Here is an 11744-nt window from a genome sequence, read left to right as displayed (position 1 = left end):
GTGAGCGCCCATTGTTTTGGCTCTTTGTTGAAAATGGCAGTCCAAGTCCCGCTTTCTCTAGGAATCGAGAAAAAGCTGTATTTTCCGGCAGGAAGTTTTTTACCCTGAACGACAATTTCTTTATTCAGCGTATTTTCACAAAATACAGGAAAATATAATGAAAGGCTGAAGATTTCTTCCTACTTTTATTAAGCAAATCTTCCCTTAAATCGGCTTTCCTTCTGCCATCCTGCTTCACCATAAGAGTCTACAAAGCATATTTTTACATCCGCCATTCCCTGAGAAACAGCGTATATCCAACAAGTGGGATCCTGTTTATCACGAGTGATAAACCAAAGTGCATCCCCTTTAGCCGACCCCCAAGAAGAAACTCTATGAACTAATAAATCTGCATCTCCCCTGCTTACAATCGCAACTCTTATATGTGCTTCTCCCATAGATGCGGCCTGATATATTCTTGCCATTTTTAAATGATTTTTATGCTTTTATTAAACAGATAAAATTATGATTGAAAATAAATCACAAATATACTATGTGAGCAAACAAAATGAAAAAATAATTTCAGATTTTTTTTTATCTGTTACAGATAAAAAGACCAGATTTAAACTCATCCACCATAAATCTCACAGTCTTTCACCCATTAAATTTTAAATAAATTTCGTATATTTATATGGCCACTAAAACTAAAAACTATGACTTCTTTTCAACTGAAAAAAGGTTTGTTCTTATGTATTGTTTTTTTTACAGTCAATATAAAAGCCCAAACTTCTGACTCTGCAGATTCAAAAAAAAATCAGGACGATGTAAAATATCCTGTATTACAGGTTAAAGGCTTATTTCAGGCAAGATATCTTGTGGGTACCACTAAAAATGTGGATGTTAACGGTCTTCATCATGAGGATGGCAGCGGAACAGACAACTCTTTTATAGTAAAATACATGAGGGTACAGATGCGCGCCCAGATCAGTAAAAGAACAGAGGTGGTTGCACTTGCCAACCTTGCCGATTTCAAAAATGATCCCAAATCCAGAGTGTTGGAAAATGCCTATTTAAAATATACTTTCAATCCCAAATTAGCATTTACTGTCGGGCAATTTCGCCCTTTGTTCGGAATCGAGGAAACCTACCCTATCGACATTATAAAATCTCTGGACTGGTCTAATCAATATACAGAATTCGGAAAACTGGGCTGGACGAGTTTTCAGATCGGTCTCGCCGCAACAGGACAATTGAAACTGGGAAAAATACCTTTCCAGTATGCGGTTTCTCTGGTTAACGGAAACGGTAAAAACCAAATTAATGACAACGACAACGGCAAACAGTACTCTACCCGGCTGGTTTTTGGTCTGGCAGAAAAATACAAGCTGAATCTCGGTCTTAATGGCGGTATCGGCGAAGTTTTCAGTAAAAAAATCTATGCTGCAGGAATAGATGTAAGTTCGCTTATTCAGTTTAATCCAAAATGGAGTCTGGATATGCAGCTGGAAGCCAAGCAGGCTACCAATCATTTACTATATTTCGCGGTCGCTCCGGAACTCAGACCTTCAAATCCGGACGAATATCTTACACGAGGTGTTTATTTTCTGCCGAATATCCGTTACGAAATCAATCACAGAAATTTAAGCGCTTTTGAACTTTCCTGCCGCTACGAATATCTGGACAGCAATTTCCGGTTAAACTCCAACCCAAGACAAACCACAACACCCATGCTCGGACTTGAGTTCCTGAAAAATTACGGTGCAAGAATACAGCTGGGAATGCAGTTCGACCGTTACAAACACCAGATAGACAATACCACACAGCACAATAACAATCTGTTTATCGTTCAGGTACAGAGCCGATTTTAAACCATCAAAAAACATAATCTTATGAAAGAAATCAACGTTAAAGCAGTTATCATAACTTTTGCCATTGCATTAATTATTTGGTTTATTCCTGCCCCGCAAGGCGTTAAGGAAAATGCATGGCATCTGTTTGCAATTTTTGCAGCCACAATTTTAGGAATCATTCTTAAAGCCGCACCTATGGGCACAATGTGTATGATGGCAGTTGCATTTACCGCGCTTACACAAGTAGCTGCACCCGGAGATGCAGGAAAAGCCATCACAAAAGCACTTTCCGGATTTGGAGATAAGGTTATCTGGCTGATCGGGATTTCTTTTTTTATCGCAAGAGGATTTATTAAAACAGGTTTAGGGAATAGAATTGCATTTCTTTTTATCCGTATCTTCGGAAAAAGCTCTCTTGGTCTGGCTTATGGATTAGGATTGGCAGATATGTGCCTTGCTCCGGCAATACCCAGCAATACAGCAAGAGGAGGCGGGATCATCTATCCGATCATGAAATCAATGGCGATAAGCTTTGATTCTGTTCCGGAAAAACCGGAAACGCACCGCAAACTGGGATCATTCCTCACCCTGAACAGCTATTATATGAATCTGATTGCTTCTTCAATGTTTCTTACAGGAACGGCAAGCAACCCTATGTGCCAGAAATTTGCAGCAGGATTCGGAATAGACATTACATGGATGTCCTGGGCAGCAGCAGGTTTTGTGCCGGGACTGGTCGCGTTTTTTGTAGTGCCTTTGGTTCTTTATAAATTATATCCGCCTGAATTAAAAAAAACCGGCGATGCACCCAAAATGGCAGCCGAAAAATTAAAAGAAATGGGACCTATCACTAAAAATGAATGGCTGATGCTTCTTGCTTTTTTCATTTTGCTGGGACTCTGGATTTTTGGAGGTGCATTATCCATTGATGCAACTACAACAGCATTCATTGGTCTTACATTATTATTGTTAACCTCAGTTTTAACGTGGGAGGACGTAAAATCCGAAAAGGGAGCCTGGGATACTATTGTCTGGTTTGCAGTTCTGGTAACGATGGCAAGTTCCCTTAACGAACTTGGATTTATCGGCTGGTTCAGTGATCTTATCAAAATAAAAATCGGAGGAATGACATGGACGGTTGCTTTCCCTGTTATTATTCTCGTGTATTTTTTCAGCCACTATATTTTTGCAAGCGCTACAGCCCATGTTGCTGCCATGTATGCTGCATTACTGGGAGTAGGTGTAGCTGTAGGAATTCCGCCAATGCTTTTGGCTATGATGCTTGGCTTTATGGGTTCTATTTATGGGGTTCTTACTCATTATGGACACGGTCCGGCTCCTGTGTTTTTCGGAAGCGGCTATGTGGATCTGAAAGTCTGGTGGCTGCGAGGTCTGGAAATCGGGATTGTTCTTTTAGTTATTTATATGATTGTGGGAGGATTATGGATGAAGATATTGGGATACTATTAATCTGAAATTTAAACTATTAGCATATAAAAATTACAAAATTTTTAATTTTACTTTAGGCTTTAGATCCCGCATTTCCAACGGTAAAAACGGTTCATTATCTTTAATTCAAACTCATGTTTTTAAATTCCATGGGCTTCATTCCTGTCTGTTTTTTAAACAATCTCGTGAAGTAGGATGCATTTTCGAAACCAAGCTGAAAAGCAATTTCTGTAATGCGTTTTTCTTTAAGTCTTAAAAGGTTTTTGGCTTCGGAAATCAGAAAAATATGAATGAGCTCCATGGCTGTTTTTCCTGTTTCCTGTTTCAATAAATCGCTGAGATAACGTGGAGAAACAAAAAGCTGCTCTGCTAATTGTGCAACAGTGGGAAGTCCGTTATGCTCCAATTGACCTTTATTGATGTAATTCTTTAAAGCAGCGTTAAATTTCGAAATCATTTTTCCTTTTATCTGGGAATGATCGACGAATTGTCTTTTGTAAAACCGCTGTGCATATTTCAGAATAGATGAAATATGGCTGAGAATAATCTCACGGCTGTATTCGTCCGGATTATTGAAATATTCTTCCTGAATTTTATCCTTTAGTTCCAGAATAATCTGCTCTTCTTTTGGGGAAAGATGGAGCGCTTCCGTTACTTCATAATCAAAAAAGCTATATTGCTCTATTGTACTGAAAAGTTCGTGACCATTCAGATAATCTTCATGAATCAGCAGCATATAGCCATTTTCTTCAAAATGCAAATTTTTCATTTCGATAATTTGTCGTGGCTTTGCGAAAAACAGACTGCCATTGTTGTGATCATAGGGCGTTCTTCCATACATAAAAACGCCCGATTTTATTTTCTTAAAAGCAATAATATAGCCATCTGTCGTGAATTCCCGATTCCCTAAAGTGCATTCGGACAGACAGCCGACTACACTGAAAAGCGGACTTTCCGGAGCGCTCCATCCGTTATCTGAATGAAGATCTGTCAGGGTTTTATAGTGTTTCATCGGCTGATTTTTAACTGTAAAAAATAACTATTTACTCAGGAAAAGATTGATGTAACCCGCCGTAATTTCAGGATACTGATGTTGCGGTCCGTGTCCGGCATCATTTAAAATGATATGCTGCATTGTAGGTGCATTTTTAATTAATGGAAACCAATTTTCAGTGGCAAAACTAATGTCATGGTCTCCCGAAATCACCAGAACCGGCGTTTTCAAAGTTTTGTATCCCTCACGGAAATTCAGTTGGTCTTCTTTAAAAGATCCGGAACCTGCAAAATACCTTTGGAAAAGTTCCGGTGTAGAAGGAATCAATACTCTGTTAAGTCGCTGCGCAATTCTGTCGTGTGATTCTTCGGCTGCCTTTCTGCTTTTTTCCGAAGCCGGTTCGAAGAAAAGATAGTATTCGTCTTCCAGATTGTTTTCAGGTTTCAAAGCATGCTCGAAAAAAACGGGTTCTATTGCGATTTCATTTTCTCCGGGAGGATTAGTTCCTATTAAAACAGTTTTCAATACCCGTTCCGGATTCTGAAACATTACCGTTTGGGTTACCAATCCGCCATAAGACCAGCCTAATACATTGAATTTATCGATTCCCAGATAATCGGCAAGTGCGGGAACGGTTTCTGCAACTTCAAAAATATTCAGAGGCAGATCGCCTTCGGAATTTCCAATTCCCGGATAATCAAAAAGAATTACGGTATTTTTTTCCGCCAGAGCATCCACAAAAAGAGGATCCCACGTGTCCAGAATTCCTCGGAACCGGTTGATGAAAAATAATGGCGTTCCTTCTCCGAATCTGCGATAGGCAATTTTATTATGGTTAATCTCTGCAAACTGGGTTTCTGCTGTTAATGCTGTTTTCATTGTGATAGAATTTTTATAGTCGTATTTTAAATTAATGTCCGTGTGCTGCAATGCTTACTTCTTTCCAGTTTTCAATATCTTCCAGACGTTTTTTATACACTTCGCTTACAACATGATAGGCAATTTTACCGAATAATACTCTTTTTGGAGGATTCCCATTGTCGATAATATCCAAAATTGGCTGAACGGTAGCTTCCGGTTTTCCCCAGGTTTCAGGATTGTCGCCGGACTCCGCAAACGCAGCACGCACCGGATTATAATCTGTAATTTCAGAAGAAGTCTGAACTGCCGAAGATCCTGCCCAATCTGTTGCAAAACCATTTGGCTCAATTAAAGTTGTTTTAATTCCCAGATGTGCCGTTTCGCTTCCTATGGTTTCTATAAGCCCTTCCACGGCAAATTTTGAAGCATTGTACAAGCCTAGCAATGGCAAAGTCGTCAATCCTAAAAAACTGGAAACCTGAATAATATGCCCGCTTTTTTGTTTTCTCATCACCGGTAAAACAGCCTGCGCCACCCAAAGTGAGCCGAAGAAATTGGTTTCCATCTGTTCTCTTGCCTGTTTCTCTGATGTTTCTTCCGTAGTGCCAAACAATCCGAAGCCTGCATTGTTAATTAAAACATCAATTTTTCCGAAATGTTCCTCTATTTTTCCGACAACTTCAAAGACTTCTGTTCTATCATTGACATCCAGCTGCAAAGGCAAAATCTGATCGCCGTATTGTGTTTTCAAATCATCCAAAGCCGAAATATTTCTTGCTGAAGCTGCCACTCTGTCTCCTCTTTTTAAAAGTGCTTCTGCCCATAGTTTTCCGAATCCTTTTGATGCTCCTGTAATAAAAATTGTTTTTTGCATTTTGTTAAAATTTTAAATGTTTATTTGTTTAATTTTGATAGGACAAAGTTAGGCGGATGAACTCCCGAAGCTCTAACACAAATGAGCGGAAGTATAGCACAGAAATACGCAACGAGACATTTAATATGGTAAAACGTCAATAAAAAGTAAACTATGGAAAAAAACAACCATTATAAAAGCATCACAGAACTTCACGAGAAAAGTGGCTTTGAGATGCCGAAACATCCGCTGATAAGTCTTATGACGTGTAAAGAATTAATGACGTATTCTGTAGGAGAAGACCGTTTTACCGGTGATTTTTATATGGTGGCGCTGAAAAAGATAAAATCAGGGCACGTTTTGTACGGGAAGACCAAATATGACCACAGCAATGGTTCGGCAGTTTTTATGAAGCCGCGTCAAATCATTGAAGTAAGCAATGTACAGTTTGCAGAAAAAGGTTTTGTAATGTTTTTCCACGAAGATTATCTTTCCGGACATCATCTTTACGAACAGATAAAAAAATACGGTTATTTCGAATATGAAATCAATGAAGCGTTGCACATTTCTCCAAGTGAAGAACTGATATTGTGGGAATTATATTATAAAATCCGGAAAGAATATGATGAAAATCCGGATGAATTCAGCCGTGAGATCATTCTGTCGCACATAGATTCTATTCTTAAATATTCTGACCGGTTTTATAAGAGACAGTTTATCGACAGAAGCATCAATGTATCAGGAACGATGGTCAAAAAATTCCAGAAAGTGGTAGATAATTATTTTGAAAAAGATCTGCACTTGCAAGATGGGCTGCCAACCGTTAATTACCTTGCAGATAAACTTTCTGTTTCCACGCGTTATCTGAGTGATGTACTAAAACAGGAAACCGGAAAAACAGCTTTGGAGCATATTCATATTTATTTGATTAAAGAAGCTAAAAATCTGCTGCTAAGTTCAGAAAACAATGTTTCCGGAATAGCTTATGATCTGGGATTTGAAAGTCCGTCTTACTTTACAAGATTATTCAAAAAAATTGTTGGATTAACTCCTGTTCAGTTTCGGGAAAATGTTAATATCTGATCGGTATATTTTATTTTTAAGGAAGATTCTTTAATATCTCTGCACTTTGCTCCGGCGTGATATCACGCTGAGCTTCGGCAAGCATTTCATAACCGACCATAAATTTTTTCACTTCTGCACTTCTCAGCAAAGGCGGATAAAAATGCATATGAAAATGCCACTCCGGATGAGACTCTCCGTCGGTTGGCGATTGATGAATTCCCGCTGAATAAGGAAAGGAGACATTAAAAAGATGATCGTATTTCGTCGTCAGATCTTTTAAAATTGATGCTAAGGATAACTTTTCGTTTTCGGAAAAATGAAGAAGATTTACAATTTTTCTTTTGCTTACAACCATCGTTTCGTAAGGCCATACTGCCCAAAACGGAACTAATGCGGCAAAATCCTCATTTTCTAAAATAATTCTTTCTCTGGCTTCCAGCTCTTTTTTTACATAATCTTCCAAAAGAGAAGTCCCGTTTTTTTCAAAATATTTTTTAAGATTTTCCTGCGTCTTTAATACCATAGAGGGAATTGAAGACTGTGCCCAGATCTGCCCATGCGGATGAGGATTGCTGCAGCCCATGACCTGCCCTTTATTTTCGAAAATCTGAACGTGATTGATGTAATCGAGATTTCCCAGTTCCTCATATTGTTTCTGCCAGACATCAACAACAGTTTTAATGTCATTAACTTCCATATCGGGCAGTGTAAGGCTGTGATTTTCCGAAAAACAGATAACCCGGTTAATCCCGCGTTCAGGTTTTAATAAAAAGAAATCTGAAGTTTCACCAGAAAATTCGACATCGTCTTTCATCAGGGAGCCAAAATCATTATCAAAAACAAAAACGCCTTTATAATCCGGATTTTTTTCTCCGTTGATCCGAACGTTTCCAGAGCATAAATAACAATTCGGGTCGTGAGCCGGAAGCTGTTCGTGTGATGTTTTTTCGGTCTGCCCCTGCCAAGGTCGGTTCACTCGTTGCGGAGAAACCAGAATCCACTCGTCCAAAAGCGGATTGTATCTTCTGTGAGGATGGTTTTTCTGATTAAATGACGATTTCATTTCTTTGGTATTCATTAATTCCGTCCGATATTTTTACTTTGTAGACTTTCATGTCTATATTGTAAGCCTGTTTATACAGATCCGTGATATTTTCAATAATGCGATTTACCTTTTCGTCTTTAATAAGATTGATGCTGCAGCCGCCAAAACCGCCGCCCATAATTCTCGCTCCTAAAACGCCTTCTTCTTTTAACGTTTGTTCAACCATAAAATCAAGCTCATCACAGCTTACTTCAAACTCTTTCGAAAGTCCGGTATGAGTTTCATTCAAAAGCTGACCAAGGTATTCTATATTGCCTTCTGACAAAGCTTTTGCAGCCTTTTCCACTCTTTTGATTTCTTTGAGAAGGTAAAAGCATCTTTTATAAGGAACTTCTCCCATTTCTGATCTTGCTTCATCCAGCATTTCAAAACTGAAATCCCTGAATTTATTCACTTCAGGAAATTTTTCGCCCAATATTTTTTTACCGTTATCAACATCACTTCTTCTATCATTATAACCGGAAGTAAGATGAGTATGTTTTACACAGCTGTCAAAAAGAACCAGACTATAACCATCGATATTAGCCTCAAAATACTGATGCTCCAGAGAGTTACAATCCAGCATAATCACCTGATGCTCTTTTCCGAAGACTGACGAAAACTGATCCATAATTCCGCATTTTACGCCTACAAAAGTATGTTCGGATTTCTGACCGATAACCGCTATTTCTTTTTTATTTAAATGTAAATCGAAAATTTCGTTGAGAAGATAAGCAAAACCACATTCTAAAGCAGCTGAAGAAGACAAACCGGAACCCATCGGAATCGTACTGCTGAAAGCAATCTGTAATCCTCCGACTTCTTTCCCAAATTCCTGAATGGCATTAAAAACACCTAACAGATAATTTGCCCAGATCTTCGAAACCGGAATCTGCTTCTCATGAATATCAAAACTTAAAGAATCGTTAAAATCTTTGGCAAAAAAAGAGATTGCAGAATCATCTGTTTTTTTTACAGCAAAACAAATATATTTATCAATGGCCGCCGGAAGCACAAATCCGTCACTGTAATCGACGTGTTCTCCAATGATATTGATTCTTCCCGGAGCGAGAAAAATTCTTTCAGGTTCCGATTGGAAAAATGCCCGAAATGCATCTTTTGTGTGGTTGATTAAATTATCCTGCATATATAACTGCAATTTATGATTTTAAATCTTTTTGCTACAAATTCACACATAAAATTTATCTTTTTCTCTGAAAAAATCGTGAGTTTGTGCCAAAAATTTAAATCAGGCAATTGTTTATTTTCTCTTCATTACTTTTTTCACCGCTTCTACAATATCATGGGCTGTTAATCCGTATTTTTCCATCAGCTGATCCGGTGTTCCGCTTTCCCCGAAACTGTCGTTTACGGCAACATATTCCTGAGGTGCAAGGTATTCTGTAATCAAGAGTTGAGCGACACTGTCTCCCAATCCGCCTAATCTGTTGTGTTCTTCCGCAGTTACTACACAACCCGTTTTTTTAACGGAAGTAAGAATGGCTTCAGAATCTAAAGGCTTAATGGTGTGAATGTTAATAATTTCAGCATCGATTCCCTGTTCTTGAAGAATTTCTCCTGCTTTAATGGCTTCCCAAACCAAATGTCCTGTTGCAATGATGGTTACATCTTTTCCTTCATTCACCATCCATGCTTTTCCAATTTCAAATTTTTGATTTTCATCTGTAAAAACAGGAATTACGGGACGCCCGAAACGCAGATAAACAGGACCTTCGTGATCTGCAATAGCAATGGTTGCCGCTTTCGTCTGATTATAATCGCAGGTATTGATCACCGTCATTCCCGGAAGCATTTTCATTAATCCGATATCTTCCAGAATCTGGTGGGTTGCACCATCTTCGCCTAACGTTAAACCGGCATGGGAAGCACAAATTTTCACATTTTTCCCTGAGTAAGCCACCGACTGGCGAATCTGATCGTACACTCTTCCTGTAGAAAAGTTAGCAAAAGTTCCGGTGAAAGGTATTTTTCCTTCCGTTGCCAGACCTGCTGCCATTCCAATCATATTGGCTTCCGCGATTCCGATCTGGAAAAAACGCTCCGGTGCTTTTTCGATAAATTTTTCAAATTTTAAGGAGCCAATAAGATCCGCGCAGAGTCCGACAACATTCGGGTTTTTATCTGCCAGTTCTGCCATTCCTGCCCCGAAGCCGCTTCGGGTGTCTTTTTTTTCTGTGTAGGTATATTTTTTCATTTGTATATTAATTGTGGATATTTTTTTAACGCAAAAAGCGCAAATATTTTTTTATCTTATTGAGGATATTTCCTTTCGCAAAAGCGCTTTGCTCAGCTAAAAGTGGATTTCTCAAGTAATTTTTATCCGATGTTTTTACAAAATATTTTTTTGTGAATACTAAAAGCTTTACAGGTCACCTCTACGAGGTTTTGTGATGCCGAATCATTTTGATCTGTTATCAGTTCGCTCCTACGGAGCATTTATTATTCTAAAGCGTATTTAGATGGAGCCACAGCGTGGCGAACTGTTAACAGAAAAATTAATTCTAGAGAATCCAGCTCCGTAGGAGCGACCTGTTATTTAACATCACAATAAATTCTATTATTATTTCCGAAAACTTTTTCTATTTAATGTTTTGTTCGTTGATTGATTTGGAACGGCGAATCTATCTCCACTTTATTATTTTTATTTTGAATCGATGAATCTCGTTCCTCGATTTCTCGCAGCCCGGCTTGAGTGGAGCTCTTTTTACAAATTTCCGCGGTGGAAAAGCCTTGGAAATTTGCAAAAAAGCGGGAACGGAAGACGGAAAAAGCTGCCCAAATAATTTTTAATTTAATAATCGCCCAAAGTTTCTTCGAGTTGATCTAAAGCTTTTTCTAATTGTTCGTCATTCGGTGCTTTTCCATGCCAAGCGTGAGTTCCCATCATATAATCGACACCATAACCCATTTCTGTTTTCAGGAGAATACAAATCGGCTGTCCTTTTCCTGTTAAAAATTTGGCTTCGTCCAGAGCTTTTAGAATTTCTTCCATATCATTTCCGTTTTCTACTTCAAGAACTTTCCAGTCAAAAGCTTCAAACTTGGTTTTAAGATTTCCGAGAGAAAGTACTTTAGAAGTCGGTCCGTCAATCTGCTGTCCGTTATAATCTACGGTGGCGATGAGATTATCAACTCTGTTGTGAGAAGCATACATAATCGCTTCCCAGTTCTGCCCTTCCTGCAATTCTCCGTCGCCGTGAAGACTGAAAACCAAATTCGTATCTTTATCTAATTTCTTTCCGACCGCATGACCGACTGCCACAGACAATCCCTGTCCAAGTGATCCTGAAGCAATGCGAACTCCGGGAAGATGTTCGTGCGTAGTCGGGTGTCCCTGCAATCTGGAATTCAGTTTTCTGAAAGTAGCCAGTTCAGATTTATCAAAATATCCCGCATGTGCCAGAACACTGTAAAAAACAGGGGAAATATGACCGTTGGAAAGATAAAATACATCTTCGCCTTTTCCCGTCATATCAAATCCTTCTTTTCTTTTCATTGCATCGAAGTAGAGCGCTACAAGAAAATCTGTACATCCCAATGAACCTCCCGGATGTCCCGACTGGCAGGCGTGAACCATTCTTACAATAT

At 38.8% G+C, this 11744-nt stretch carries 12 protein-coding genes; 3 read left to right on the top strand and 9 right to left on the bottom strand.

Going from position 1 to position 11744, the window contains the following annotated elements:
* Positions 1-128 (bottom strand): DUF2911 domain-containing protein (locus tag WFK35_RS14835; RefSeq protein WP_336733223.1); only part of this gene is annotated, 128 nt, incomplete at its 3' end.
* Between the two features lie 60 nt (positions 129-188).
* A complete protein-coding gene (locus tag WFK35_RS14830) occupies positions 189-464 on the bottom strand; it encodes a DUF6150 family protein (protein ID WP_336733222.1) in 276 nt (91 codons plus the stop codon).
* Positions 465-692: 228 nt separating this feature from the next.
* On the opposite strand from WFK35_RS14830, the gene WFK35_RS14825 reads away from it, so the two are divergent.
* Both WFK35_RS14825 and WFK35_RS14820 read left to right on the top strand, forming a co-directional pair.
* Positions 693-1847 carry a porin gene (locus tag WFK35_RS14825; protein WP_336733221.1) on the top strand — a complete coding sequence of 385 codons (1155 nt, stop codon included), beginning with the start codon at positions 693-695 and terminating at the stop codon, positions 1845-1847.
* A gap of 21 nt (positions 1848-1868) precedes the next feature.
* A complete protein-coding gene (locus WFK35_RS14820; RefSeq protein ID WP_336733220.1) occupies positions 1869-3299 on the top strand; it encodes an anion permease in 1431 nt (476 codons plus the stop codon).
* A 100-nt stretch (positions 3300-3399) separates the two neighbouring features.
* Here the strand turns inward: WFK35_RS14820 and WFK35_RS14815 are convergent, their stop codons facing one another.
* Genes WFK35_RS14815 through WFK35_RS14805 form a run of 3 tightly spaced genes read right to left on the bottom strand, consistent with a single transcriptional unit; the run spans position 3400 to position 6007 of the window.
* Positions 3400-4290, bottom strand: a complete 891-nt coding sequence (locus tag WFK35_RS14815) for a helix-turn-helix domain-containing protein (protein ID WP_336733218.1) — start codon at positions 4288-4290, stop codon at positions 3400-3402.
* Positions 4291-4317: 27 nt separating this feature from the next.
* Positions 4318-5151 (bottom strand): alpha/beta fold hydrolase, encoded by an 834-nt coding sequence (locus WFK35_RS14810; RefSeq protein WP_336733216.1) that lies wholly within the window; start codon positions 5149-5151, stop codon positions 4318-4320.
* A gap of 31 nt (positions 5152-5182) precedes the next feature.
* Positions 5183-6007 (bottom strand): SDR family NAD(P)-dependent oxidoreductase, encoded by an 825-nt coding sequence (locus WFK35_RS14805; protein WP_336733214.1) that lies wholly within the window; start codon positions 6005-6007, stop codon positions 5183-5185.
* A gap of 153 nt (positions 6008-6160) precedes the next feature.
* Between WFK35_RS14805 and WFK35_RS14800 the strand changes: the two genes are divergently transcribed.
* A complete protein-coding gene (locus WFK35_RS14800; protein WP_336733212.1) occupies positions 6161-7069 on the top strand; it encodes a helix-turn-helix domain-containing protein in 909 nt (302 codons plus the stop codon).
* A gap of 16 nt (positions 7070-7085) precedes the next feature.
* Here the strand turns inward: WFK35_RS14800 and WFK35_RS14795 are convergent, their stop codons facing one another.
* From WFK35_RS14795 to WFK35_RS14780, 4 genes are all read right to left on the bottom strand, one after another.
* Positions 7086-8129 carry a UDP-glucose--hexose-1-phosphate uridylyltransferase gene (locus tag WFK35_RS14795; RefSeq protein ID WP_336733210.1) on the bottom strand — a complete coding sequence of 348 codons (1044 nt, stop codon included), beginning with the start codon at positions 8127-8129 and terminating at the stop codon, positions 7086-7088.
* Positions 8098-9282 carry a galactokinase gene (galK, locus tag WFK35_RS14790; RefSeq protein WP_336733209.1) on the bottom strand — a complete coding sequence of 395 codons (1185 nt, stop codon included), beginning with the start codon at positions 9280-9282 and terminating at the stop codon, positions 8098-8100. Before galK ends, WFK35_RS14795 begins: the two co-directional genes overlap by 32 nt.
* 114 nt (positions 9283-9396) lie before the next feature.
* Positions 9397-10350: a transketolase family protein gene (locus WFK35_RS14785; RefSeq protein WP_336733208.1), complete on the bottom strand. Its 954-nt coding sequence runs from the start codon at positions 10348-10350 to the stop codon at positions 9397-9399.
* Between the two features lie 597 nt (positions 10351-10947).
* Complete coding sequence (locus WFK35_RS14780; protein ID WP_336733207.1) at positions 10948-11742, bottom strand: transketolase; 795 nt, start codon at positions 11740-11742, stop codon at positions 10948-10950.
* Between the last annotated feature and the right edge of the window lie 2 nt (positions 11743-11744).

The sequence above is a fragment of the Chryseobacterium sp. VD8 genome (assembly GCF_037149975.1).
GTDB lineage: Bacteria > Bacteroidota > Bacteroidia > Flavobacteriales > Weeksellaceae > Chryseobacterium > Chryseobacterium indicum.
This window is presented reverse-complemented; position numbering and strand designations above follow the sequence as displayed.